The sequence below is a fragment of the Salinicola lusitanus genome (assembly GCF_003206045.1).
Taxonomy (GTDB): Bacteria; Pseudomonadota; Gammaproteobacteria; order Pseudomonadales; family Halomonadaceae; genus Salinicola; species Salinicola lusitanus.
The window spans coordinates 39,347-64,199 of record NZ_PZJM01000001.1 but is presented as its reverse complement, the minus strand read 5'-3'; the positions used below and the strand labels follow the sequence as shown (position 1 = coordinate 64,199).

At 64.8% G+C, this 24,853-nt stretch carries 20 protein-coding genes; 13 read left to right on the top strand and 7 right to left on the bottom strand.

Translation table 11 applies throughout. From position 1 onward, the window contains the following. Window positions 1–12: 12 nt before the first annotated feature. The 5 genes from DOM45_RS00285 to typA form a co-directional block, all read right to left on the bottom strand. The gene (locus DOM45_RS00285; RefSeq protein WP_110597524.1) at window positions 13–1,317 is read right to left on the bottom strand and encodes a branched-chain amino acid ABC transporter permease; all 1,305 of its coding nucleotides are present in this window, start codon (window positions 1,315–1,317) and stop codon (window positions 13–15) included. Next, window positions 1,317–2,315, bottom strand: coding sequence for a branched-chain amino acid ABC transporter permease (locus DOM45_RS00280; RefSeq protein WP_110597523.1), 999 nt, complete (start codon window positions 2,313–2,315; stop codon window positions 1,317–1,319). The genes DOM45_RS00285 and DOM45_RS00280 overlap by 1 nt, the downstream gene beginning before the upstream one ends. Before the next feature lie 63 nt (window positions 2,316–2,378). After that, on the bottom strand, window positions 2,379–3,083 hold the full coding sequence (locus DOM45_RS00275; protein ID WP_110597522.1) for an ABC transporter ATP-binding protein: 705 nt from the start codon (window positions 3,081–3,083) through the stop codon (window positions 2,379–2,381). A gap of 55 nt (window positions 3,084–3,138) precedes the next feature. Continuing rightward, window positions 3,139–3,909 (bottom strand): ABC transporter ATP-binding protein, encoded by a 771-nt coding sequence (locus DOM45_RS00270; RefSeq protein ID WP_110597521.1) that lies wholly within the window; start codon window positions 3,907–3,909, stop codon window positions 3,139–3,141. A gap of 284 nt (window positions 3,910–4,193) precedes the next feature. Then, window positions 4,194–6,047, bottom strand: coding sequence for a translational GTPase TypA (gene typA, locus DOM45_RS00265; RefSeq protein ID WP_110597520.1), 1,854 nt, complete (start codon window positions 6,045–6,047; stop codon window positions 4,194–4,196). Window positions 6,048–6,566: 519 nt separating this feature from the next. On the opposite strand from typA, the gene DOM45_RS00260 reads away from it, so the two are divergent. After that, window positions 6,567–7,136: a nucleotidyltransferase family protein gene (locus DOM45_RS00260; RefSeq protein WP_110597519.1), complete on the top strand. Its 570-nt coding sequence runs from the start codon at window positions 6,567–6,569 to the stop codon at window positions 7,134–7,136. Window positions 7,137–7,142: 6 nt separating this feature from the next. Here DOM45_RS00260 and DOM45_RS00255 read toward each other — a convergent pair whose 3' ends face one another. Next, window positions 7,143–8,132, bottom strand: coding sequence for a polysaccharide deacetylase family protein (locus DOM45_RS00255; RefSeq protein ID WP_110597518.1), 990 nt, complete (start codon window positions 8,130–8,132; stop codon window positions 7,143–7,145). 425 nt (window positions 8,133–8,557) lie between these two features. On the opposite strand from DOM45_RS00255, the gene glnA reads away from it, so the two are divergent. The 10 genes from glnA to DOM45_RS00205 all read left to right on the top strand — a co-directional run bounded on the left by glnA (window position 8,558) and on the right by DOM45_RS00205 (window position 20,759). Next, window positions 8,558–9,964, top strand: a complete 1,407-nt coding sequence (gene glnA, locus DOM45_RS00250; protein ID WP_110597517.1) for a glutamate--ammonia ligase — start codon at window positions 8,558–8,560, stop codon at window positions 9,962–9,964. A 193-nt stretch (window positions 9,965–10,157) separates the two neighbouring features. Further along, window positions 10,158–10,727: a DUF4124 domain-containing protein gene (locus DOM45_RS00245; RefSeq protein WP_240612240.1), complete on the top strand. Its 570-nt coding sequence runs from the start codon at window positions 10,158–10,160 to the stop codon at window positions 10,725–10,727. Between the two features lie 178 nt (window positions 10,728–10,905). Then, window positions 10,906–11,949 (top strand): nitrogen regulation protein NR(II), encoded by a 1,044-nt coding sequence (gene glnL / locus DOM45_RS00240; protein WP_110597515.1) that lies wholly within the window; start codon window positions 10,906–10,908, stop codon window positions 11,947–11,949. Between the two features lie 93 nt (window positions 11,950–12,042). Next, entirely contained in the window at window positions 12,043–13,452 is a 1,410-nt protein-coding gene (gene glnG, locus DOM45_RS00235; RefSeq protein WP_110597514.1) for a nitrogen regulation protein NR(I), read from the top strand. Between the two features lie 172 nt (window positions 13,453–13,624). Beyond that, window positions 13,625–14,575 (top strand): hydroxymethylglutaryl-CoA lyase, encoded by a 951-nt coding sequence (locus DOM45_RS00230; protein ID WP_110597513.1) that lies wholly within the window; start codon window positions 13,625–13,627, stop codon window positions 14,573–14,575. 2 nt (window positions 14,576–14,577) lie between these two features. After that, window positions 14,578–15,783, top strand: coding sequence for a CaiB/BaiF CoA transferase family protein (locus DOM45_RS00225; RefSeq protein WP_110597512.1), 1,206 nt, complete (start codon window positions 14,578–14,580; stop codon window positions 15,781–15,783). 50 nt (window positions 15,784–15,833) lie between these two features. Then, window positions 15,834–16,829 carry a Bug family tripartite tricarboxylate transporter substrate binding protein gene (locus tag DOM45_RS00220; RefSeq protein ID WP_110597511.1) on the top strand — a complete coding sequence of 332 codons (996 nt, stop codon included), beginning with the start codon at window positions 15,834–15,836 and terminating at the stop codon, window positions 16,827–16,829. Continuing rightward, complete coding sequence (locus tag DOM45_RS00215; protein WP_110597510.1) at window positions 16,826–17,299, top strand: tripartite tricarboxylate transporter TctB family protein; 474 nt, start codon at window positions 16,826–16,828, stop codon at window positions 17,297–17,299. Before DOM45_RS00220 ends, DOM45_RS00215 begins: the two co-directional genes overlap by 4 nt. Before the next feature lie 13 nt (window positions 17,300–17,312). After that, on the top strand, window positions 17,313–18,815 hold the full coding sequence (locus DOM45_RS00210; protein WP_110597509.1) for a tripartite tricarboxylate transporter permease: 1,503 nt from the start codon (window positions 17,313–17,315) through the stop codon (window positions 18,813–18,815). A gap of 195 nt (window positions 18,816–19,010) precedes the next feature. Next, window positions 19,011–20,759, top strand: coding sequence for an alpha-amylase family glycosyl hydrolase (locus tag DOM45_RS00205; RefSeq protein WP_110597508.1), 1,749 nt, complete (start codon window positions 19,011–19,013; stop codon window positions 20,757–20,759). 27 nt (window positions 20,760–20,786) lie between these two features. Here the strand turns inward: DOM45_RS00205 and DOM45_RS00200 are convergent, their stop codons facing one another. Next, the gene (locus DOM45_RS00200) at window positions 20,787–21,896 is read right to left on the bottom strand and encodes a cobalamin-independent methionine synthase II family protein (RefSeq protein ID WP_110597507.1); all 1,110 of its coding nucleotides are present in this window, start codon (window positions 21,894–21,896) and stop codon (window positions 20,787–20,789) included. A gap of 298 nt (window positions 21,897–22,194) precedes the next feature. Between DOM45_RS00200 and DOM45_RS00195 the strand changes: the two genes are divergently transcribed. Both DOM45_RS00195 and DOM45_RS00190 read left to right on the top strand, forming a co-directional pair. Further along, window positions 22,195–23,058 carry an isocitrate lyase/PEP mutase family protein gene (locus tag DOM45_RS00195; RefSeq protein WP_110597506.1) on the top strand — a complete coding sequence of 288 codons (864 nt, stop codon included), beginning with the start codon at window positions 22,195–22,197 and terminating at the stop codon, window positions 23,056–23,058. 195 nt (window positions 23,059–23,253) lie between these two features. Further along, window positions 23,254–24,588 carry a deoxyguanosinetriphosphate triphosphohydrolase gene (locus DOM45_RS00190; RefSeq protein ID WP_110597505.1) on the top strand — a complete coding sequence of 445 codons (1,335 nt, stop codon included), beginning with the start codon at window positions 23,254–23,256 and terminating at the stop codon, window positions 24,586–24,588. The last annotated feature ends 265 nt before the right edge of the window (window positions 24,589–24,853 follow it).

Here is a 24,853-nt window from a genome sequence, read left to right as displayed (position 1 = left end):
GTGCGGTGGGCTTCAATGGTGGTGCGCGACCTTCTCCGGGATCAGCCCGCGCGGGGCGAAGCGCAGCACCAGCAGGATCAGCAGCCCGATCACGAATACTCTCGCCTGCAGGGCGCGGCTGTCGAGATTTCCCGGCTGCCAGTCGAACCAGTGCGCGCCCAGTGCGACGATGGCGTGCATCACGGCCAGCGCCATCGGCCCCGACATGATCCAGATCACATAGACCAGCACCGCGCCGAACAGCGTGCCCAGGTTGTTGCCCGGGCCGCCGAGGATCACCATCACCAGCACCAGGAAGGTGTGGTTGAGCGGCAGGTAGCCTTGCGGGTCGAACAGCCCGTTGAAGCTGGTAAGCACCGCGCCACCGATCCCCATCAGGATACAGCCGAAGACGAAGATCTCCTGACGGCGACGATTGATCGACTTGCCCATGGCCGCGGCGGAAACCTCGTTGTCGCGGATGGCGCGGATCATGCGCCCCCAGGGGGCGTGATAGGCGCGATGGAGCAGGAAGAAGATCACCGCGATCATGACCACGGTCACCGACAGGTAGAGCGAGCGGGCGGTCAGGAAGCCGACCTGGCCGGGGTCCGGTACCGGCCAGGGCAGGGGCGAGATGGTCGCGGTGCCGCGCGTGAGCCAGTCCGAATTCTTGAGAAATGCCTTGATGATCTCGGCGATCCCCAAGGTCGCGATGACCAGATAGTCGCTGCGCAGGCCCAGGCAGATATGGCCGATGAAGTAGCCGACACCGCCGGCCAGGGCGCCACCCACGATCCAGCCCAGCCACACCGGCAGCCCCAGCCCGCCGATGAACTCCACCTGGGACTCGATATCGCCGGTGACGCTGCGCAACCAGCTGATCACGACCAGGTAGCCGATGAGCCCGGCGACGATGGCGAGGATCGTGCGCAGCAACTTGGGGACGCCGATGCGGTCGAGCCGGCTGATGGCGAACACGATCGCGGTGACCACGACCATCGCCAGCAGCACCCAGCCCAGCCGACCGGGAAGGTCGCTTGACCAGAACGCATGATTGACCGGGATGCTGAAGAACGTCGCCGAGAAACCGCCCAGGGCGACGAAGCCCATGATGCCAGCGTTGAACTGACCGGCGTAGCCCCACTGGATGGTCAGGCCGAGAGCCAGGATCGCGTAGCAGGAGGCCTCCACCAGCATGCGGGTGGAGTAGGCCGGACCCATGGTCGCGAAAACGGCGAGAACCACGAGGGCGAGGCCGCCGAACAGCACCAGCTCGCGGATCGGGAGCGTGCGACGATCGGAAGTTGAGGGGCGTTGCGTTGAGGGGGCAGTCATCAGATCACCTTCCCTTTGAAGATGCCGGTCGGGCGCCAGATCAGCACCGCCACCAGAATGAAGAAGGGCACCACGATCTTGTACTCGGTACCCACCAGCGCCAGGTTGTTGGGCAGTTCCAGCCAGGTCGGCAGGCTGTCCCTCAGCGGCCTGAGCAGTACCGACCAGTTGAAGACCGCCAGTGTCTCGGCGAAGCCGACCAGGAAGCCGCCGGCGATGGCGCCGTAGGGATGGCCGACGCCGCCGACGATGGCGGCGGCGAAGATCGGCAGCAGCAGGAAGAAGCTGAGGTCCGGCTTGAAGGCGACATCCAGCGACAGCAGCGTGCCGGCGATGGTGGCCAGCGACCCGGCAATGACCCAGGTCAGGGTAATGATCAGCTTGGTATTGATGCCGGAGGCGCGTGCCAGGTCGGGGTTGTCCGACATCGCCCGCATCGCCTTGCCCAGGCGGGCCCGGGTCAGGAACAGGTGCAGCCCCACCACGGCGACGATGGTGATCACGAACAGGATGATCTGCGGCTCGGTGAGGATGATCGGCCGGGTCACGCCGGGCACGTCGATACGAAAGATCTCCTTGCGCGCATCGACGTAGAGGTTCTGCGAGCCGGTGCCGGCGAACAGCCGGATCAGCCCCTGCAGCATCAGCGTGACACCGAGCGAGGCGATCACCATCACGATCGGCTTGACGCCATGGCTTCGCAGCGGCTGGTAGAAGGCGCGATCGATGCCCACGGCCACCAGCGAGGTGAACGCCATCGCCACCGGCAGCATGACGATCGCGGTGGGCAGCCCGAGGGGATCACCGGCGTGGGGGAATGCGAGTGTCAGCAGCAGCACGGCGAGGGTGCCGAGCGTCATCATGTCGGCGTGGGCGAAATGGGCGAAGCGCAGGATGCTGTAGATCAGCGTCACGCCGACGGCGCCGATGGCGTAGATGCAGCCGGTGACACTGCCGGCCACCACCACATAGTTGAAGAAGTAGATCAGCTCATTCACGACGAAATCTCTTGTTGAAGACGGGCTCTCGCAAGCCTTGGCTCGCCAGCGGGACGACGGCGCTCAACCACCGAGGAAGCTCTTGGCCACCTGAGGATCGTTGAGCAGCGCTTCGCCGGTATCGCTGAACCGGTTCTGGCCGGCCGCGAGCACGAAGCCCTTGTGGGCGATGCGCAGCGCCTGCTTGGCGTTCTGCTCCACCATCAGCACGCCGACGCCGGCGGCACTGATGGTTTTCACCCGGTCGAATATCTCGTTCATGTAGCGTGGCGAGAGCCCGGCGGTGGGCTCGTCGAGCAGCAGCACGCTGGGTTCGTTCATCAGCGCCCGCCCCATGGCCACCATCTGGCGCTGGCCGCCGGAAAGCTCGCCGGCGGGTTGGCGGCGCTTCTCCCGTAGCGGGGGGAAGAATTCGTAGATCTGCGCCTTGAGCCGCGAGACGGTGGCGGGCTTGAGAAAGGCGCCCATTTCCAGGTTCTCCTCGACGGAGAGACTCGGGAAGATGTTCTTCTCCTGCGGCACGAACCCCATGCCCATCTCCACCAGCTTGTGCGGTGAAAGATTGGTGATCGGCTTGCCGCGCAGCCGGATCTCGCCCTGGGTGATCGTCAGCAGGCCGAAGACCGCCTTGAGCATGGTCGACTTGCCGGCGCCGTTGGGGCCGACGATGACGCCGATTTCGTCGGCTTCAATCGTCATGTTGACCCCGTTGAGAATGTTCATGCCGCCGTAGCCGCCATGAACGTCAACTGCTTCGAGTAGTGGCATTGGGTGCTCTTTGTTATTGCTTGGCAATGGGTTGCCGTCGTGTCTCGGTCCTGGCCTAGGCGGTCTCGGAACCAAAATAGGCTTCGATCACTTCCGGATTGTTCTGGATCTCGCCGATCGAGCCTTCCATCATCACCTGGCCCTGGGCCAGCACGATCACCGGGTCGCACAGGCGACCGATCATGTCCATGTCGTGTTCGATGACCAGGAAGGTATAACCCAGCTCGCGATTGAGCCGCTCGATATTGCCCATCAGGTCGCCGAGCAGGGTGCGGTTGACCCCGGCGGCGATCTCGTCGAGCAGCACCACCTCGGCGTCGGTCATCATGGTCCGGCCGAGTTCGAGCAGCTTCTTCTGGCCGCCGGAGAGGTTGCCGGCCAGCTCGTTGCGGACATGGGACAGGCCGACGAAATCGAGCACCTCGAGGGCGCGACGGCGGACCTCGGCCTCCTGACGCCGCACTTCGCCGGGTTTCAGCCAGGTGCTGAACAGGTTCTCGCCCTCCTGCCGCGGCGGGACCATCATCAGGTTCTCCAGCGAGGTCAGGTGGCTGAACTCGTGGGCGATCTGGAAGGTGCGCAGCAGCCCGCGGTGGAAGCGCTGGTTGGCGGAGAGATGGGTGATCGCCTGGCCGTTGAGCAGGACCTCGCCGCTGTCGGGCGCGAGGCTGCCGGCGATGATGTTGAACAGCGTCGATTTACCGGCGCCATTGGGACCGATCATGCCGGTGATGGAGCCCTTGGCGACCTGGATGGAGCAGTCGTCGATGACCGTGAGGCCGCCGAACGACTTGCGGATGTTGCGGACATCGATGATCGGCGTCATCGCGTCTCCCCCGAGCATTTATTGATATTGTCCTGGCGCGCCGTTGGGGGCGCCTGTCTCTGTCTACCGCGATCTCGACCTCGTTGCGCCCGCTGGCGGCGTGCGTGGAGAGACGGAATGCCGGTGTCTTGTAGCCTTGATGTTGCCGATTGTACAGCCGTCGGTCGCCATGAGTAGTCTTTCTTAATCAACGCTACGCTGGCCCAAACGACGACACCCGCCGAAGGGCGGGTGTCGTCGTTATTGCCACTGCGATCTGACGGCAGGGGAGGCTCGCGGGGCGATCAGCCTTTCTTGCCGGCCCGCTTGCGCTCGTTTTCGGTCAGGTGCTTCTTGCGCAGACGAATGAAGCTCGGGGTGATCTCGACCAGTTCGTCGTCGTCGAGGAACTCGATCGCCTGCTCCAGGGTGAAGCGAATCGGCGGCGTCAGCACGATGTTCTCGTCGTTGCCGGAGGCGCGCATGTTGTCGAGCTTCTTGCCCTTGGTCGGGTTGACCACCATGTCGTTGGCGCGGTTGTTGATGCCGATCAGCATGCCTTCGTAGACCTCGGTGCCGTGGTCGACGATCAGCTTGCCGCGCTCCTGCAGGGTGTAGAGCGCATAGGCCAGCGCCTTGCCCGGCACCATCGACACCAGCACGCCGTTACGACGTTCGATCGCGGCGTCCGGCTTGAGCGGGCCGTAGTGATCGAAGCGGCTGGTCAGGATGCCGGTACCGGAAGTCAGCGTCAGGAACTGGCCACGGAAGCCGATCAGGCCGCGAGCCGGGATGATGAAGTCCAGGCGCACCCGGCCCTTGCCGTCCGGGTTCATGTTGGAGAGCTCGCCCTTGCGGTAGCCGAGCTCTTCCATCACGGCGCCCTGGTGCTGCTCTTCGCAGTCGATGATGACTTCTTCGTAGGGCTCCTGCTTGACGCCATCGATCTCGCGGATGATGACCTCGGGGCGGCCGACGGCCAGTTCGAAGCCTTCGCGACGCATGGTCTCGATCAGCACCGACAGGTGCAGTTCGCCACGTCCGGAGACCTTGAACTTCTCGGAGGACTCACCCTGCTCGACGCGCAGCGCGACGTTGTGGATCAGCTCCTGCTCGAGGCGATCCTTGATGTTGCGGCTGGTGACGTACTTTCCATCCTTGCCGGCGAACGGCGAATCGTTGACCTGGAAGGTCATCGAGACGGTCGGCTCGTCGACGGAGAGCGGCGGCAGCGCTTCGACGTTGTTGACGTCGCACAGCGTGTCGGAGATCGCCAGGTTGTCGATACCGGTGATGCAGACGATGTCACCGGCGGTGGCTTCGTCGGTCTGGACCCGCTCCAGGCCCATATGGGTCATGACCTGGCCGATCTTGCCCTTGCGAACGGCGCCTTCCTTGGTGATGACGCTGATCTGCTGGCTCGGCTTGACGCTGCCGCGCTTGATGCGGCCCAGGCCGATGACGCCGACGTAGCTGTTGTAGTCCAGCGCCGAGATCTGCATCTGGAACGGGCCGTCGAGTTCGACCTTGGGCGGCTCGACGATGTCGACGATGCTCTTGAACATCGGCGTCATGTCTTCGGCCATGTCGTCCGGCTCCATGCCGGCGATGCCGTTGAGCGCGGAGCAGTAGATGATCGGGAAGTCGAGCTGCTCGTCGGTGGCGCCGAGGTTGTCGAACAGATCGAAGATCTGATCGACGACCCAATCCGGGCGCGCGCCGGGACGGTCGACCTTGTTGACCACCACGATCGGCTTGAGACCCTGGGCGAAGGCCTTCTGGGTCACGAAGCGGGTCTGCGGCATCGGGCCGTCGACGGCATCGACCAGCAGCAGTACCGAATCGACCATGGACATGACGCGTTCGACTTCACCACCGAAGTCGGCGTGTCCCGGGGTGTCGACGATATTGATGTGGTAGTCGCGGCCGTTGCCGTCGTTCCAGCGGATCGCGGTGTTCTTGGCCAGGATGGTGATGCCGCGTTCCTTCTCCTGGTCGTTGGAGTCCATGATCCGCTCCTGGCCTTCGGCCTTGCGGTCCAGGGTGCCGGATTGGCTCAGGAGCTTGTCGACCAGTGTCGTCTTGCCATGGTCGACGTGGGCGATAATGGCAATGTTCCTAATGCTCTCGATGCGAGCGTTAGAGGCGTTGTCACTCATGGGGCGGTTTCCATCGTAAAATGTGTGCGCCCATGTCTAGGGGCTGTTGACGTTTCAGCGCGAACCGCGGTGCTGCGCCAAGTGGCGCCAGGCCAGGCGCGGGATGCAGAGAAGGGTGGTTCCCTTTTTTCAATCCCGCAACGCCGCATGGCGCCATTTGCCGCGCAACCCGAAGGGCCGGGCCAGTGTTTGCGTGGTGCTGCGTTATTCGTCATTCATTCGGAATGACCAAACTACGCTCCTCACGCCTTGCCCCGCACAATCACTGGCTCCGGCGCGGCCGTGCATGAAACGCCGACAGCCCCTAAGTCGATGATCCGCGCTCTAGCGCTGGATCGACGAGTCCCCTGGGCACTGAGTAGGAGGGTCGGGCGCGCATTGTACAGGCAAGCGCGCGACACTGGCTACTTTAGTCTATCGGTGCCATTCGCGGGCTTTTTCGACGACGATCCCGTCGCCGCCCGTGCGCCTCGACGACTTCGAAAGCGGCGAGCCAATCCATTGAAAAGCGAGGGTTTCATGTCGTCGGAGGAAGGAGAGCGGGAGCGCGCGGCACGAATCATCGGATGGATCCGTGCCGACGCCTGGCGCCTGAATGCGCTGCGCCAGGCGCGTGCGTTGCGTCTCCCCGACTGGTGGCTGGCCGCCGGTTTCGTGCGCAACCTGGTCTGGGATCGCCTGCATGGCTATTCGTCATCGACGCCGCTGAACGATATCGATCTGGTCTACTTCGATGCGACCCACGTCGATACCTCTGTCGACCGGGCCCTCGAGCGCGAACTCCGGCGCGTCGCCCCGCTGCCCTGGTCGATCAAGAACCAGGCGCGGATGCACGAGCGCCATGGGCATCGCCCCTACACCTCTATAGAGGAAGCGTTGAGCGTGTGGGTCGAGTGTGAAACGGCGGTGGCGGTGACCCTCGATGACGATGACGGCATTCGCCTGACGGCCCCCCTTGGCACCGCCTCGCTGCTGACGGGTCAGGTGACGCCCAACCCGCGGCATGGCGATAGCGAAGTGTTTCGGCGCCGCGTCGTTGCCAAGGGGTGGCAGCGCCGCTGGCCGGAACTCGAGATCCGGGGACTTTGAGAGGCGCTACGAGGGCAGGTTGCCCAGCAGCCAGTCGAACAGTCTCCCCTGGCTGTTGGCGACCGGCTGCGTAATGACGAAGCGCGGCAATAGCACCGTGTCGATCGGGGGTTCGAGCCAGCCCGTGCGGTGCGTCAGCACACGTTCGATGCCGGCGCTGGTCGCCAGCCGCGCCAGCCTTTCGTCTGTCTCTGTCGAGGCGCTGGTGGCGATGCGAAGCGGATGGCGGCACAGCACCGCCAGCTGGTGCTGGCTCTCGCGGAGCTGCACGAGGGCGGAAGCGTCTCCGCTCGTGGCGTGCGCGGGGAGCAGGCTGCCGAAGCGGAACAGGCCGCCCTGCTCCAGACGGCGGATACTGAAGGCGTCCAGGGTTTCGTCGGCGAACGCCGGATCGCTATCCAGCGCCGAGGCGACGGCATGCAAGGTGATGGCGTCCTGCGAGTGATCGAGTTCGGCGACATAGTTCCTGATCGCCTGGCTGTAGCGCTCGTCACGCTGCGCTCCGGCGGCGGGCGGCGCCGGCAGGCCGGCCTCGGCGAGCAGGCGCTTCGCGTGGTCGGCCGTCTCCTGGCTCCAGAGGGCTTCGCCGATGGCTTCGTGCCATGAGCTCCAGGCCCTTCTGGTGACCGGGCCGGGAAGAAAGACATTGGCCGGCAACGTCAGGCGCTCCAGGGTCGGCGACACCTGTTTCAGCGTATCGCGCCAGCCACCGTCGAAGGTGAGGGCAATGCGCGGCAACTGGTCGTGATGCAACTGCAACACGCTCTCCAGGCTGACGATCTGCGCGCTCTCGCTGAGGCTCTCCAGCAGATGACGAAAGCTGTCCGGCCCCAGGCACCAGTCGGCCCTGTGGGGCAAGCGTGCCTCGGCTTCATCGTCCAGCACGCGATTCAGCGCGAGAATGGCGCTCCGCCCCCACAACGGCTCACTCAGGCTGAGACGCCAGTGACCGCGTAGACGCTGTACCACATCCTGTGTGCGATCCAGCCTAGACATGGGCCATTCCATTACTCGAGTCGTCGATCGCCATCAACACATGGCTTCTCTCTACAGTATCCGTTGCCTATCGATTTTCGGCAAAGGTTGCGAAGCGGATTCGCGAGCTTTCTTTTTTGGTGCAACGAGGCGTTTATGTGCTCCAAGTTGGTGCGTCTAAGAGGTTTGAGCTGTTCCCTTGGGAAGGAAGAGGCGGAAACGACGTCTGGGGGCGTCAGGCAGATTTTCGATAAAGCAATTTCAATCAAATACTTATTATCGGGCGTACGGTCCTTGCCTCATTTTGGCACATTCTCTGCATAGTTATGTAAAAACGGTGTGCGCGTGGGCAAGAGCGTCGACTTCGTGCTACAAAACACGCATGCCACAAAACGGTGTTGGATATTCGCCAACGAATCGAGCCATGGCTCACAGTGGAGGACAACATGTCTGAGAAAACCCTCGCCCTTATCGAAGAACACGACGTCAAGTGGGTGGATCTGCGCTTTACCGATACCAAGGGCAAGGAGCAGCACGTCACCATTCCTGCCAGCGCCATCGATGCGGAATTCTTCGAAGACGGCCAGATGTTCGATGGCTCTTCCATCGAAGGCTGGAAGGGCATCAACGAGTCCGACATGATTCTGCGCCCGGAAGACGGCACCGCCTTTCTCGATCCGTTCACCGAAGACTCCACGCTGATCCTGCGCTGCGACATCATCGAGCCGGCGACCATGCAGGGTTACGAGCGTGATCCGCGCTCCATCGCCAAGCGCGCCGAAGCCTATCTGAACAGCACCGGTCTGGGCGACACCGCGTTCTTCGGTCCGGAACCCGAGTTCTTCATCTTCGACGAAGTGCATTGGAAGACCGATATCGAAGGCTCCATGTACAAGATCTCCTCCGAAGAGGGCGCCTGGTCCACCGACCGTCAGGTCGAAGGTGGCAATCTGGCACACCGTCCGCGCGTCAAGGGTGGGTACTTCCCGGTGCCGCCGGTCGACAGCTTCCACGACATTCGCAGCGCGATGTGCAACACGCTGCAGGCGATCGGCCAGAGCGTCGAAGTGCATCACCACGAAGTGGCCAACGCCGGTCAGAACGAAATCGGCGTCAAGTTCAACACGCTGGTGAAGAAAGCCGACGAAGTTCAGGAGATGAAATACGTCATCCATAACGTCGCGCATGCCTACGGCAAGACGGCAACCTTCATGCCCAAGCCGCTGGTTGGCGACAACGGTTCCGGGATGCACGTTCACCAGTCTTTCTGGAAGGACGGCACCAACCAGTTCGCGGGTGACGAGTACGCCGGCCTGTCCGAGATGGCGCTGTATTACATCGGCGGTATCATCAAGCACGCACGTGCCTTGAACGCCTTCACCAACGCTTCGACCAACTCCTACAAGCGTCTGGTGCCGGGCTTCGAAGCGCCGGTCATGCTGGCCTACAGTGCGCGTAACCGCTCTGCGTCGATTCGAATTCCGTACACCGCCAGCCCGAAGGGCAAGCGCGTCGAGACCCGTTTCCCCGACCCGACCGCCAACCCGTACCTGGCGTTCTCTGCGATGCTGATGGCCGGTATCGACGGCATCAAGAACAAGATTCATCCTGGCGATGCCATGGACAAGAACTTGTACGACCTGCCGCCGGAAGAAGGCAAGAAGGTCCCGACCGTGGCGACCAGCCTCGATCAGGCCCTGGAAGCGCTCGACACCGATCGCGCCTTCCTGACCGAAGGTGGCGTGTTCACCGACGACATGATCGATGCCTATATCGCGCTGAAGAGCGAGGACGTCGAGCGCCTGCGTCTGGCGACGCATCCGGTCGAATTCGATCTCTACTACAGCGTCTGAAGCTCGAGCCCAGGCCCGATGCCTTGCAGAAAGAGAGCCCCACTTCGGTGGGGCTTTTTCGTGGGGCCGTCTCCCGGAATGGTGGCCATGAAGCGGACCTTGGAAAGCGGGGCGAGTGGCAGGAGATACCGGCCAGGTGAAGGATCGAAGCCGCCGGCCGATAACAGGGTGATCGACAAGGGAGCGCCAACGGATGCGCACGAGGATGGTGGTATCGGTGATATCGATTTGCCTGGTGGCCGGGGCCGTCCTGCCCGCGATGGCGGCATCGGTCTATCGACACGTCGATGCCGAGGGTAACGTGGTCTACAGCGACGAGCCGGGAACGGGCACGCGCGTCGATCTCAAGCCGATCACGGTGGTCGATCCCACCGAGGTCGAGCCACGTGCGGACTCGCGCCAGTCGATCACGCCCGAGACCCCGGCAGTGGAGTACGAGCGTTTCGTGATCACCCGTCCGGAGAACCAGCAGACGCTGCCGACAGGACAGGCGGGAAATGTCCAGGTCAGGTTGGCGATCGAGCCCGCGCTGCAGCGGGGCGACCGTGTCCAGCTAAGGGTGGATGGCAAGGTGAGCCAGTCGCCGATGCACACCAGCGTCTTCGTGCTGACTCAGTTGCCGCGAGGCGAGCATCAGCTTCAGGCCGACCTGGTCGATGCCCAGGGGCAGGTGAGGCTTTCGACGCCATCGGTGACGCTCTACGTGCAGCGTGCCAGCATCAACCTGCCGGCCAATCCCAACAATCCCAATCGTGGCAAGTAGTTCCGTCTGCAGCGGCGTCGTGCCTCCAATCGGTAGCCACAGCCTCCAGCGTTTGCACTATTTTGGTGAATGAATTTCCAATTTTTATCCGGACCTCCCTGTCCATGGGCGAAATCGGGGAGTGGCGCGGTTTTTGCACTGTATAAGCACGTACCGGATCACCACGATGGAACAACGCATGTATCAACGTTTGCTGGAGCATCTGACGACCGCCGTCCTGTTACTCGACGAGCGGCTTCACGTGCGCTGGCTCAACCCCGCGGCCGAAGCACTGTTGGCGGCTAGCCGGCCCCGGGTGGTCGGTCAGTGGCTGGAGTGCCTCAACGGCGAGGATGGCAGTGTGCGTCAGGTGCTGCACAAGGCCATGCAGGAGTTCCATCCCTATACACAACGGGAAGCGGCACTGGTGCTGGCCGCGGGGGACGTGATCACGGTCGATTTCACCGCGACACCGATCACCAGTCGGGAACTGCTGCTGGAGATCGAACCGCGGGATCGACTGCTGCGCATCTCGCGGGAGGAGGCCCTGATCGCGCGACAGGAGACGGTCAAGGTGCTGATGCGAGGACTCGCCCACGAGGTCAAGAATCCGCTGGGCGGCATTCGTGGCGCCGCCCAGTTGCTGGAGCGTGATCTTCCCGACCCGCAGCTCACCGAGTTCACCCGGATCATCGTCGAGGAGGCGGATCGCCTGCGGGACCTGGTCGACCGCATGCTCGGCCCCAACACGCTGGTGCGTCACGAGCCGCTCAACGTGCACAAGGTGCTGGAGCGCGTTCGTGCACTTCTCGAGGTGGAGCATCACCGGTTGAGCTTCGAACGCGACTACGATCCCAGCGTGCCGGATCTGGTCGGCGACGAGGCGCAACTGATCCAGGCGGTTCTCAACATCGCGCGCAACGCCGTCCAGGCGATGGAGGAGTTCGGGACGCCCGAGCCGCGGCTGCTGCTGCGGACTCGCGTCCGCCGTCAGTTCACCCTCGGCGCCGAGCGCCACCGGCTGGTATGCGAGGTCGCGGTGATCGACAACGGCCCCGGCATCCCCGAGCACATCCGCGAAACGCTGTTCTTTCCGATGGTCTCCGGGCGTGCCGAGGGCAGCGGTCTGGGATTGTCCATCGCGCAGTCGATCCTGCATCAGCATCAAGGCCTGATCGAGTGCGACTCCCATCCGGGGATCACGGAGTTCCGGTTATTGATCCCCTTCGAGGCGCCACAGTGAGCGTGTCGGCTCGCTATATCGCTGCCGAGTCTGGCGAGTGGCCCATATCGACGCCGCCAAGCACACGATTCACCGTTCTGCTGGAGAACTGCCATGACTGAAGTCGCCCGTATCGCGATCGTCGATGATGACCGCGCTATCCGCTGGGTCCTGGAAAGGGCGCTGGCACAACCGGATCTCGAGGTGCAGTCCTTCGAGCGTGCCGATGCGGCGCTCGAAGCGATCGAGCGACAGCCCCCGGACGTGCTCCTGACCGATATCCGCATGCCGGGGCTCGACGGTCTCGACCTGATGGCCAAGGTGCGCGAGATGCATCCCGATCTGCCGGTGATCGTGATGACGGCGCACTCGGATCTGGATAGTGCGGTCGCTTCCTACCAGGGCGGTGCCTTCGAGTACCTGCCCAAGCCGTTCGACGTGGACGACGCACTGGCGCTGGTGCGGCGCGGCGTTGCCCATGCCCGGGAGCGGCGCTCGCCGGCGGCGATGCCGGAAGGGCTCTCGGCCGAGATCATCGGCGAGGCGCCGGCGATGCAGGAGGTGTTTCGCGCCATCGGCCGGCTGTCGCAGTCGCATATCACGGTGCTGATCAACGGCGAGTCGGGCACCGGCAAGGAGCGTGTCGCCCAGGCCCTGCACCAGCATAGTCCGCGCAGTGGTCACCCGTTCATCGCGCTCAACATGGCGGCGATTCCCAAGGACCTGATGGAGTCGGAGCTGTTCGGTCATGAAAAGGGGGCCTTTACCGGCGCCGCCGCCCAGCGCCGCGGGCGTTTCGAGCAGGCCGACGGCGGCACGCTGTTCCTCGACGAGATCGGCGACATGCCCGCCGATACGCAGACGCGGCTGCTGCGCGTGCTGGCGGATGGTGAATTCTACCGGGTCGGTGGCCACGTGCCGGTCAAGGTGGATGTGCGGATCATCGCCGCAACCCACCAGAACCTGGAAAAACTGGTGACGGAAGGCCGTTTTCGCGAGGATCTGTTCCACCGGCTGAACGTCATTCGCGTCCATCTGCCACGGCTGTCGGAGCGACGCGAGGACATTCCCCGGCTGGCCCAGCATTTTCTCGCCGAGGCCGCCAAGGAGCTCTCCACCGAGCCCAAGGTTCTGACCCGCGAAGCCGAGACGCATCTCACGCATCTCCCCTGGCCGGGCAACGTGCGGCAATTGGAGAACACCTGTCGCTGGCTGACCGTCATGGCCTCCGGTCGGGAAGTGCTGGTCGACGATCTGCCGCCGGAGCTGCGCGAGCTCGAGGGGACCGAGGCGCCCAGCGGAGACTGGCGCAACGCGTTTCGCGAGTGGGCGGATCGGGCCCTGGCCTCGGGCCACACGCATCTGCTCGAAGAGGCGATGCCGGATTTCGAGCGGATCCTGATCGAGACCGCCTTGAAGCATACCGGCGGGCGCAAGGGGGAGGCCGCCGAGCTGCTGGGCTGGGGCCGCAACACCTTGACTCGGAAGGTGAAAGTGCTCCTGCCGGCGCTAGCGGACGAATAGGCCCAGTGCTGGCCAGCGCGCTCGATCGAGCGCCCGAGGGTGAACTCCGTCGGCGTTGACGTCAGGGGCCGATGGGACCAGGAGCGACCAAAGTCGCGCTTTTTCGACATGGCTTGGCCAGAGTAGGCTCGCGTAACCAACTGAAAACTGGTTTGACGAGGCCGCTCCTGCCATGGATCCGTATCAGTCGATACCCGCCCGGGTGCAGGTCACCGAGGTGGGACTCCGCGATGGGCTGCAGAACGAAGCCAGACGACTGAGCACCGATGAGAAGGTGGCCCTGGTACGGTCGCTGGTCGCCGCCGGGGTGCGCGAATTCGAGCTGACCTCGTTCGTCAGCCCGCGAGCGGTACCGGCACTGGCTGATGCCACGGAACTGGTGAGGGCGCTGGCCGACATCCCCAACGTGCACTGGTCGGCGCTGGTTCCCAACGTCCGCGGCGCCGAGCGCGCGCTCGAGGCGGGTATCGACTCGGTGGTGCTGTTCGTGTCGGCCTCGGAGACCCACAACGCCAAGAACGTCAACCGCGACATTGTCACCTCGCTAGCGGGTTTCGCCGAGATCGGGCGTCTGCTCGACGGTAGCGGGGTCGAACTGCGCGGCGCCATCGCCACGGCCTTCGGCTGCCCGTTCGAGGGCGACATCGACGTCGCCAAGGTTGGCGACATCGCCCGCGCCTTTGCCGATCTGGGCGCTCGCCGCGTAGCCCTGGGCGATACCACCGGCATGGCGACGCCGCCCCTGGTCAGCGAGCGAATTCTTAACCTGCGCGAGGTGGCACCCTCCCTCTCCCCGACGCTGCATTTCCACAATACCCGGGGCATCGGGCTAGCCAATGTGATGCAGGGCCTGTCGCTCGGTGTTGCCCGCTACGAGAGCGCCATCGGCGGGCTGGGCGGATGCCCCTTCGCCCCCGGCGCCAGCGGCAATATCGCCAGCGAGGACCTGGTCTATCTGCTCACCGAGATGGGCATCGACACCGGTATCGAGCTGGCGGCGCTGATCGAGGCGGGTCAACTGGCCACCCAGTTGATAGGGCGGCCGCTGCCCGCGCAGGTTACCAAGGCCGGACGGCGACTCGCGCTCAACGGCAGCGACACCGTCGCCACGGCACGGGGGTGAGCATGCCACCGTTGTCCTTCCCGACCGCCGGCTCACTCGATGGCATCCGCGTCATCGACCTCACGCGGGTCATCTCCGGCCCCTTCTGTACCCAGATGCTCGGCGATCACGGAGCCGACGTGATCAAGGTCGAGCCGCCCGGGCGCGGCGACGTGGTGCGCGCCCAGGGCAACATCGTCGAGGGCTTGAGCTGGTACTTCGCCCAGTTCAACCGCAACAAACGCTCCTTGACCCTGGACCTTCGCAGCGAGAGCGGCAAGGCGGTGCTCTGGCGACTGCTCGAGGATGCCGACGTGCTGGTGGAGAATTTCCGTCCCGGCGTGCTGGCCAGGATGGGGCTGGACGACACCACGCTCCGCGAGCGTTTTCCGCGCCTGGTGGTCGGGCGAATCAACGGCTTCGGCTCCGAGGGGCCCTATCGCGATCGACCGGCCTACGATTTCATCGCCCAGGCGATGAGCGGTTTCATGAGCGTCAACGGCACGAGTGATGGCGAGCCCATGCGGGCGGCCCCGCCGCTCAGCGACATGGTCGCCAGCCAGAATCTGGCTTTCGGGCTCTGCGCCGCGCTGGTGCGGCGGGAGCGCACCGGTCGGGGGGAGATCGTCGAGACCGCCCTGACCAATGGTCTGATCGGGATGATGGGCTACCTCGCCGCCGAGTATTTCGCCACCGACCAGATGCCAGCCCGGACCGGCAACGACCATCCCATGGTCTATCCCTACGGCCTGTTCCAGGCCAGCGACGGCGACGTGGCGATCGCCCCCAGCAACGACGCCATGGTCGCGCGACTGCTGGGCGCGCTGGACCGGTTGGAACTGCTTCAGGACGAGCGCTTTGCCGACAATCGCCGCCGCATGATCCATCGCGAGGCGCTGCGCGATCGCCTCAATGCCGTGATCGGCACTCGCAGCGTGGCGGAGTGGATCGCGCATCTCAACGAGGCCGGGGTCCCCTGCGGCCGTGTCCACAGCCTGCGCGACACCTTCGACGACCCCCAGGTCCAGGCCCAGCAGATGCGCCTGGAGCTCGATCAGGGCGAACACGGCCGGGTGCCGACCACGGGCTTCCCGGTGAAGATGAGCGAAGCGCCGGCGGCGATCTATCGCCACGTGCCGGCCCTGGGCGAGCATACCCGCGAGATTCTGACCCAACTGGGCATCGACGAGACGGAGCTGCAACGACTTCAAGACGAGGGGGTCGTCTGACCTCCCCGACACGCTGGCGAAGGCATGACACCGACACAAGGAACAACAACATGGCTATCTCTCTGCGACCTTTGCACACCCTGGCGGTCTCGCTCCTGTTGGCGGGGGGCCTGACGGTCAGTGCCCCGAGTCAGGCGTTGCCGATCAGCGATTGCCTGGCACCGGCCGACCCGGGCGGTGGCTGGGACTTCACCTGCCGATCCGTGGGCAAGCTGCTCCACGAACTCGGCCTGGTCGACAGCCCCGTGCGAGTGATCAACATGCCGGGTGGCGTCGGCGCCGTGGCCTTCTCCAACGTGGCCGGCAAGCGTGCAGGCGACAGCAACCTGATCGTGGCCACCAGCACCGTGGGGGTGACCCAGATTGCCCAGGGGCGCTATCCGGGAGATGTCGATACCATGCGCTGGCTGGCCATGCTGGGCACTGACGTCGGGGTGATCCTGGTCGATGACGACAGCCCCTACCAGAGCCTCGACGAGCTGCTCGAGGCGATGGTCGACGATCCCACTTCGGTCGTCATCGCCGGATCCAGCGGGATCGGTGGCTGGGACCACGTTCGCGCCCTGATGCTGGCCAAGGCCGCGGGCCTGTCGAGCGAGCAGAGCGGCAGCGTGCGCTGGGTGCAGTTCGATGGCGGCGGCCCCGCCGTGACCCAGATGATGGGCGGGCACGTGGACGCGGTGTCCACGGACCTGGGCGAGATTGCCGGCTTCATCAACTCGGGCGACGTCCGGGTGTTGGCGGTGCTCGCCGACGAGCCGCTGGCTCCGCCCTTCGACGACCTGCCGACGGCGATCTCCCAGGGCTATGACGTGACCGGCTACAACTGGCGGGGGTTCTACACCGGCGGCGAGGTCTCGGATGCCGACTACCAGTCGATGGTCGAGACTCTGAAGACGCTCTACGACTCGCCGGAATGGAAGCAGGTCGCCGAGCGCAACGGCCTGGTACCCCTGTGGCGCGGCGGTGACGAGTTCGACGCCTTCGTTCGTGACACGGCCGACAAGGTCGAGAGCATCTCCCAGGAGATCGGGGTCATCCAGTGACGGCGGAAGCATCGGGCGCCGCGCCCTCCACGGCGGCGCTCGGCGATCGTATCGCCGGGGCCGTGCTGGCCGTGCTGGCGGTGGCCGCCTGGTGGCACGCCCAGACCTTTGTCTCCGGTTTTCGCCAGCCGGTGGGGCCGGACCTGTTTCCGCGTCTGGTCTGCGTGCCGCTGGGTGTGCTGGCGCTCTACTTGATGTGCCGGCCCGGGCTCAATCAGCGCTGGCCGCGCGGCGTGGCGCTGCTGCGGCAGGCGGGACTGCTGGTGGTGCTCGGCGGCTATGCCGGTTTCCTCGAGCCCTGGGGGTTTCTGCCGGCAACGCTGGTCTGCAGCGTGCTGTTGATTCGGCTGTTCGATGCCGCGTGGCGACAGGCGCTGGTCAGCGGGTTGTCGTTGACGGTGATCCTCTACCTGCTGTTCGAGTACGCGCTGGGCATTCCGCTGCCCGCCGTCCCCGGACTCGGCGTTTGAGGGCCGACATGCCATGGATATTCTCGCCTTTCTCCTGCACGGTTTCGCGATCGCCCTCGAACCCCAGAATCTCTTCCTGGCCCTGATCGGCTGCGCCGTGGGCACCTTGATCGGTGCCTTGCCGGGGCTGGGGCCGGTCAACGGGGTGGCGCTGCTGATCCCCTTGGCGTTCAATTTCGGGCTGTCGCCCACAGCCGCGCTGATCCTGCTGGTCAGTGTCTATTACGGCACCATGTACGGCGGGCGCATCAGCTCGATCGTGCTCAACATTCCCGGCGACGAGCCGGCGATGATGACCACGCTCGACGGTTACCCGATGGCGCTGAAAGGGCGGGGCGGCGAAGCGCTGGGGCTGTCCGCGGTGGCGTCGTTCGTCGGCGCGACCGTGGCGACCATCGGCTTGACGCTCTTTGCGCCGTTACTGGTGGGGTTCGCCATCCGGTTCGGGCCTGCCGAGTACTTCGCGCTGTTCATGCTGGCGTTCGCTACCATCGGCGGGGTGACCAGCGGCAGCTTCACCAAGAGCTTCATCGCCGCCGGCCTCGGGCTGCTGCTGGGCACGGTAGGCCTCGATCCGGCGACCGGCGTGTCGCGCTACACCTTCGGCCTCTACGAACTCTACGACGGCATCGACTTCATCGCCGCGCTGGTCGGGCTGTTCGCCATCTCGGAATGCCTGATCCTGCTCGAGGATCGCCGCCGGGAGACCGCCACCAACCAGGAGCTGGGATCGGCCATTCCCGGGATGAAGAGCGCCCGACAGTGCGCGCCGACCATCGCGCGCGGTTCGCTGATCGGCTTCGTCGCCGGCGTGCTGCCGGGGGCCGGGGCCTCGCTGGGCAGCTTTCTCTCCTATACGCTGGAGAAGCGCTGGCTGGGACGCAAGGGCGATTTCGGCAACGGAGACCCGCGCGGCGTGGCCGCGCCCGAGGCGGGCAACAATGCCGCCGCCGGCGGTGCCCTGATTCCCATGCTGTCGCTGGGCATTCCGGGCAGCGGCACGACCGCTATCCTGCTGGCGCTGCTGCTGTCGATGAACATCACCCCTGGGCCGCTGCTGTTCGAACAGCAGCCCGACATGGTGTGGGGACTGGTGGCGGCGCTGTTCATCGGCAACATCATGCTGCTGGTACTGAACGTACCGCTGGTAGGCCTGTTTGCCCGCGTACTGCGGGCCCCCACCTGGCTGTTGATGCCGGTGGTGATCCTGGTGGCGTTCGTGGGCGTCTATTCGCTCAACAACAGCGCTTTCGACCTCTACGTCATGCTCGCCTTCGGGGTGCTGGGCTACGTGCTGCGCAAGCTGGACATTCCCTCCGTGCCGGTGGTGCTGGGGTTGTTGCTGGGCGGGCAGATGGAGTTCAACCTGCGCCGGGCCATGTCCATCTCGGGAGGCGACTGGAGCATTCTGGTCTCCAGCGGTATCTCGATCGGCATCTACGCGTTCGCCGTCGCCCTGATGGCGGCCGGGCTGCTTTTCGCCTGGTGGCTGAAGCGGGAGGAAGCCGGGCGCTGACCCTTGCCGGCACCGCCCGCTGGGGACGTCGGCGGGCCAGGCAGTGGCCTCGGCTGCCTCCCGAATTTAACCTCGATCACAAAAACCGCTAGTCTGACACGACGCCCGGCGCTGGCTTCCATGCCAGGTCGGGCGTCGTCGTCGCTGGCTGATCGTTACCGGCGTGAAATAGATGACACCAACACGGGGACTCGCATGTCCGATTCGACCCAATGGTGGCGTGGCAGCGTCATCTATCAGATATATCCCAGAAGCTTCATGGACGCGCGTGGCGATGGCATCGGCGATCTGCCCGGGATCACCGCGAAGCTGGACTATGTCGCCGAACTGGGTGTCGATGCGATCTGGATTTCGCCGTTCTTCCCCTCGCCGATGAAGGACTTCGGCTACGATGTCACCGATTATCGCGGTGTCGACCCGATGTTCGGCTCCTTTCACGACTTCCAGATGCTGCTCGAGCGGGCCCACGGGCTGGGGCTGAAAGTGATCATCGACCTGGTGCTCAGTCACACCTCGGATCAGCACCACTGGTTCGTCCAGAGTCGCAGTTCGCGGGAAAACCAGAAATCCGACTGGTACGTGTGGGCCGATCCCAAGCCCGATGGCACCCCGCCCAACAACTGGCTCTCCTTCTTCAGCGGCAGCGCCTGGACCTTCGACAGTCGGCGCCGCCAGTACTACCTGCACAACTTCCTCTCCTGCCAGCCGGACCTCAACTTTCACAACCCGGCGGTGCGTAAGGAGCAGCTCGACAACGCCCGCTTCTGGCTCGATCTCGGGGTCGACGGCTTTCGCCTGGATACCTCGAATTTCTACTTCCACAGCCTGGCGCTGCAGGATAACCCCGCGCTCGGCAGCGGCGAGCTCAAGACGCCCAGCGTCCCGGCATCGAACCCCTATTCGATGCAGCGCCACCAGTTCGATATCAGCCAGCCGGAGAATCTCGGCTTCCTGAGCGAACTGCGCGCCCTGATGGACGAGTACCCCGGCACCATGACGGTGGGCGAGATATCCGACGATCGCCCGCTGGAGCGCATGGTCGAGTACACCATCGGCGAAGACCGGCTCCACATGGCCTACACCTTCGACCTGTTCGATGCCGAGTTCAGCGCCCAGCGGCTGCGCGACATCATCGAGCATTTCCAGTACTACGCGGGCGACGCCTGGCCCTGCTGGGCGCTCTCCAATCACGATGTCATGCGTGTCGTCTCGCGCTGGACCCAGCACGAGAACCTGGAGCAGCAAGGGCCGCTGGTGGCCAAGCTCGCGACGGTCATGCTCTGTTCGCTCTACGGTAGCCTCTGCCTCTATCAGGGCGAGGAGCTGGGGTTGCCGGAAGCGGACGTCCCCTACGAGCGTCTGGTCGACCCCTACGGGCTGGCGCTGTGGCCGGATTACAAGGGGCGCGACGGCTGCCGCACGCCGATGCCCTGGACGAGCGGCGAGTACGGGGGGTTCACCTCGACGGAGCCTTGGCTGCCGGTGGACGGCCATCACCGTCAGCTGTCGGTGGAGCGGCAGCTCGCCGACGCGGACAGCACCCTGCGCGTGACGCGCGAGTTCCTGCACTGGCGCAAGTCGCAGCCGGCGATGGTCGACGGCACCTTGATTCTGGGCGACTTCGACGACGACTTGCTGGGCTGGTTGCGGGTCTCCCGGGACCAGGCGATCCTGGCGGTCTTCAATCTCACCGATGAAACGCGCCACACCAGTCTCCCGGACGGTGCTGGCGAGATCGTCTATCAGGCGGGATTCACGGCGCACCTCGAGAACGGCGAGCTGACTCTGCCTGCCTTCCAGGCGGCGTTCGTGCATGTCGACCGGGCTAGCATCGACCCCCGGGCGCTGATCGACCAGGAGCCCGACCCCGAGCGCAAGGGCTTTCTCAGCCGGCTGCTGGGGTCGCTGATGGGGCAGGACGAGGGCGGGGCGCGGCAGGGCTGAGCCCGCGCCCCAAGACCGGCCGGCGGCTCACCCGCCCCAGTAGTCGCGGGCCAGGTCGACCACTAGCCGCACCTTGTCCCACTGTGCCCGTTCGGCGAGTTCGTTGCCCTCCTCGGTGGAGGCGAAACCGCACTGCGGGCTCAGACAGAGCTGCTGCCGGTCGACGAATCGCGTGGCTTCGTCGAGACGCGCTCTGACGGCCTGGGGCTCCTCGAGCTCGCCCACCTTGGTGGTGATCAGCCCCAGCACCGCCTGCTGGTGACCCTCCGGGACGAAGCGCAGCGGATCGAAGCTGCCAGCACGGTCGCTGTCGTATTCCAGGAACCAGGCATCGACGTTGACGCGGCCGAACAGGGTATCGGCCACCGGCTCGTAACCGCCTTCGCTGATCCAGGTGGAGCGGAAGTTGCCGCGACAGACGTGGAGCGAGACATGGAGGTCGTCCGGCTTGCCGGCGAGGGCATGATTGAGCATCTCGGCGTAGATCGCCTGCAGGCGGTCGGGGTCGTCGCCGCGGTCCCGGGCCGCCTGCAGCTCCTTTTCCGAGCAGAGATAGGCCCACACGGTGTCGTCCAGTTGCAGATAGCGGCAGCCGGCATCGTAGAAGGCGCGGACGGCGTCGCGATAGGCGTCGGCGGTATCGGCGAAAAAGGCGTCCAGGCTGGGGTAGACGCCACTGTCGATCTTCTTGCGACCGCCGCGGAAGTGCAGCACGCTGGGACTCGGGATCGTCATCTTGGGCATGACGCTGGCGACGCTGGCCAGATAGCGGAAGTGATCCAGCATCGGGTGGGTATCGTCGAAGCCGACCTTGCCGTCGACCCGGATCTGCTTCGCGCCCGTCTGCACGCCCTGGAACTGAATGCCCTGGTCGCCGGTGAAACCGGTGACGCCAGCGAGCCGTTCGAGGAAATCGAAGTGCCACCAGGCGCGACGGAACTCGCCGTCGGTCACCACCTCGAGGCCGGCGGCTTCCTGCTGCTCCACCACCTGACGGATCTCGCGATCCTCGACGGCCGCGAGCGCGGCGGCGTCGATATCGCCTCGATGGAAGAGGGTCCGGGCCTCCTTCAGCGCCTGCGGGCGAAGAAAGCTGCCGACGATATCGGCTCGGAATGGGGGATGCGCTTGCGACATGAACTTGCCTCCTGTGCTGGGACTTCGCCATGCGGTGTCATCGGCGGCTGGCGATGGCGAGGTCGCCAATGATGCGGGCTGGGCGGCCATTCGACCAATGAAGCGAGTTCAAGCTGAGCATGTGTATCGTTCATCGTGAGGTGGGTGGCCGATGTGACCGGCGTCGCGCCCTCAAACTTTAGTGGTAGGATTGTCGGCCCCCGCCGACGCATTCACCGACGTGCCATCGGCATCGGCCGGGAGTCTTTTTCCATCGCGCCCCAACGTCGAACGCCGGGGTAAAGAACAGGAGTGTCCCGTGACGACCCCCTCTCAGCATGATCTACGCAACGCCTTCCGCGAACTGCTCGCCAGTGGCGAGTGCTACTACACGGCCTCGGTGTTCGATCCGATGTCGGCTCGCATCGCCGCCGACCTCGACTTCGAGGTTGGCATTCTGGGAGGGTCGGTCGCCTCGCTGCAGGTGCTGGCGGCGCCCGATTTCGCCTTGATCACCCTGAGCGAATTCGTCGAACAGGCGACCCGGATCGGCCGGGTGGCACGGTTGCCGGTGATCGCCGATGCCGACCATGGCTACGGCAACGCGCTCAACGTGATGCGCACGATCACCGAACTGGAGCGGGCCGGTGTCGCCGCGCTGACCATCGAGGACACCTTGCTGCCGGCGCAGTACGGCCACAAGTCGACCGACCTGATTCCCGTGGAGGAGGGCGTCGGCAAGATGCGCGCCGCACTCGAGGCCCGGATCGACCCGGCGCTGTCGATCATCGCCCGAACCAACGCCGGCCAGCTCGACGACGATGCCGCCATTGCCCGCATTCGCGCCTACCAGGCGGCCGGCGTCGACGCCATCTGCCTGGTCGGGGTCCGGGACTTCGAGCACCTCGAGAAGCTGGCGGCACCGTTGACGGTGCCGCTGATGTTGGTCACCTACGACAACCCGGCCCTGCGGGATCGCGCGCGCCTCGCGGCACTGGGCGTGCGCATCGTCGTCAACGGTCACGCTGCCTACTTCGCCGCGATCAAGGCGACCTACGACTGCCTGCGCGAGCAGCGCGATATCGCGACCAACGACCTGGATGCTTCGAAGCTGTCGACGCGCTACTCGACGCTCGAGGAGTATCGAATCTGGGCCCGCGAATACATGGATGTGAAAGAGTAGCCACGAGCCAAGAGCTACGAGCTACGAGCTACGAGCTACGAGCTACGAACTACGAGCCGAGAGCAGGGGCGATGGGCTCGCGAGCGGGAGGTGGATGCTTTTCTTTCCGCGACCCGGACGGCATTCTAGTCGGTTCGAAGCCCGAAGCCCGAAGCCCGAAGCCCGAAGCTGCCTTTAGTGTTAACGGAGATCACGATGACTGTCATGCAGTGGGAGCGCCTGCTCGATCCTGTCCGGCTGCACGATGCCCGGACGTCGCGCGGCGAAATCGGCCGGAGTCCGTTTCACAAGGACTACGACCGCATCGTCTTCTCCGGCTCGTTTCGGCGTCTGGGGCGCAAGACCCAGGTCCATCCGCTGACCGACAACGATCATATCCACACCCGGTTGACCCACTCGATCGAGGTCGGCTGCGTCGGTCGCAGCCTGGGCATGATCGTCGGCGAGCAGCTGCGCGACAGCCTGCCGGATTGGGTCACGCCCGCCGATCTCGGCGTCATCGTCCAGGCGGCCTGCCTGGGGCACGACATCGGCAACCCGCCGTTCGGGCATGCCGGCGAATACGCGATTCGCGACTGGTTCAAGTGGGCCGAGGCCCAGGGGAGCGGTCTGCTGGAGGGGCTCGACGAGGCGCAGCGCCGGGATCTGTTGACCTACGAGGGCAACGCCCAGGGTTTCCGGATCGTGACCCAGATCGAGTACAACCAGTTTCGCGGCGGCATGCGGCTCTCCGCCGCGACGCTGGGTACGCTGCTGAAGTATCCGTGGACGGTCGAGCATGGTGGCCAGATGGGCAAGTTCGGCTGCTATCAGTCCGAGAAGCACCTGCTGGTCGAGGTCGTCGAGCGGCTCGGTCTCAAGTCGGTCGATGGTTCCAAGTGGTGCCGGCATCCCCTGGCCTATCTGGTCGAGGCGGCGGACGACATCTGCTATGCGCTGCTCGATCTCGAGGATGGTCTGGAGATGGGCATCCTGCGCTACGAGGAGGTCGCTCAGGTACTGCTGCAGATTGCCGGCGAGCCGCCGAGGGGTTATGAACAGATGGCCGCCGACGGTGTGTCGCAGCGTCGGCGGATCGCGGCGCTGCGCGGCGCGGCGATGGAGAGGGCGGTCAACGAAGTCGGCGATGTCTTCGTTCAACACGAGAAAGCGTTGCTCAACGGCACCCTCAACGACGATCTGCTCGAGCTCTGCCACCCGGATCTCACCTGGGGCGTCTCCTCGGCCAAGCAGCTGGCTCGCGAGCGCATCTTCCAGAACGAGCGCAAGGCCAAGCTCGAGATCGGCGCCTACACCACGCTCGGTATTCTGCTGGAGGCCTTCATCGGTGCGGCGCATGAGCTGCATCACACCGGGCACTCTTCCTTCAAGCACCAGCGCGTGCTGGCGCTGATCGGCGAGAACACGCCGAAGCCGAACTGGCCGCTCTACGACAGCTATCGTCGGATGCTCGATTTCATCGGCGGCATGACCGATCACTACGCGGTCGAGCTGGCCCAGGAGATGGGTGGCCGCCTCAAGGGAGACTGAACGCTCTCCCGCTTCTCCTCTCGTCGCCGGGCCCGCTCCCGGCGTCGTCGTATCTGGCACCCATTAGACCATTGCCTCGGGCGAGTGTCGGGTATGGCTGTTGAAACCAGACTCACAACTCCGTATTTTAATTGAACGGTCAATCAATAAAGATCGGTTCGACCGCACGCCAGGGTCGAGAGCGAGCACTCGATCGCCGATTCAGGCCGCCGGCCAACGTCGCCACTGCCCGCTGGGAAAAACCATTCTCGCTTTTACCCGGCGA

Coding starts and splice junctions, on each gene's coding strand:
- DOM45_RS00285 (WP_110597524.1), bottom strand. CDS start 1,317: ATGACTGCCCCCTCAACGCAACGCCCCTCAACTTCCGATCGTCGCACG.
- DOM45_RS00275 (WP_110597522.1), bottom strand. CDS start 3,083: ATGCCACTACTCGAAGCAGTTGACGTTCATGGCGGCTACGGCGGCATG.
- DOM45_RS00270 (WP_110597521.1), bottom strand. CDS start 3,909: ATGACGCCGATCATCGATGTCCGCAACATCCGCAAGTCGTTCGGCGGC.
- typA (WP_110597520.1), bottom strand. CDS start 6,047: ATGAGTGACAACGCCTCTAACGCTCGCATCGAGAGCATTAGGAACATT.
- DOM45_RS00260 (WP_110597519.1), top strand. CDS start 6,567: ATGTCGTCGGAGGAAGGAGAGCGGGAGCGCGCGGCACGAATCATCGGA.
- DOM45_RS00255 (WP_110597518.1), bottom strand. CDS start 8,132: ATGTCTAGGCTGGATCGCACACAGGATGTGGTACAGCGTCTACGCGGT.
- glnA (WP_110597517.1), top strand. CDS start 8,558: ATGTCTGAGAAAACCCTCGCCCTTATCGAAGAACACGACGTCAAGTGG.
- DOM45_RS00245 (WP_240612240.1), top strand. CDS start 10,158: ATGCGCACGAGGATGGTGGTATCGGTGATATCGATTTGCCTGGTGGCC.
- glnL (WP_110597515.1), top strand. CDS start 10,906: ATGTATCAACGTTTGCTGGAGCATCTGACGACCGCCGTCCTGTTACTC.
- glnG (WP_110597514.1), top strand. CDS start 12,043: ATGACTGAAGTCGCCCGTATCGCGATCGTCGATGATGACCGCGCTATC.
- DOM45_RS00230 (WP_110597513.1), top strand. CDS start 13,625: ATGGATCCGTATCAGTCGATACCCGCCCGGGTGCAGGTCACCGAGGTG.
- DOM45_RS00225 (WP_110597512.1), top strand. CDS start 14,578: ATGCCACCGTTGTCCTTCCCGACCGCCGGCTCACTCGATGGCATCCGC.
- DOM45_RS00220 (WP_110597511.1), top strand. CDS start 15,834: ATGGCTATCTCTCTGCGACCTTTGCACACCCTGGCGGTCTCGCTCCTG.
- DOM45_RS00210 (WP_110597509.1), top strand. CDS start 17,313: ATGGATATTCTCGCCTTTCTCCTGCACGGTTTCGCGATCGCCCTCGAA.
- DOM45_RS00205 (WP_110597508.1), top strand. CDS start 19,011: ATGTCCGATTCGACCCAATGGTGGCGTGGCAGCGTCATCTATCAGATA.
- DOM45_RS00200 (WP_110597507.1), bottom strand. CDS start 21,896: ATGTCGCAAGCGCATCCCCCATTCCGAGCCGATATCGTCGGCAGCTTT.
- DOM45_RS00190 (WP_110597505.1), top strand. CDS start 23,254: ATGACTGTCATGCAGTGGGAGCGCCTGCTCGATCCTGTCCGGCTGCAC.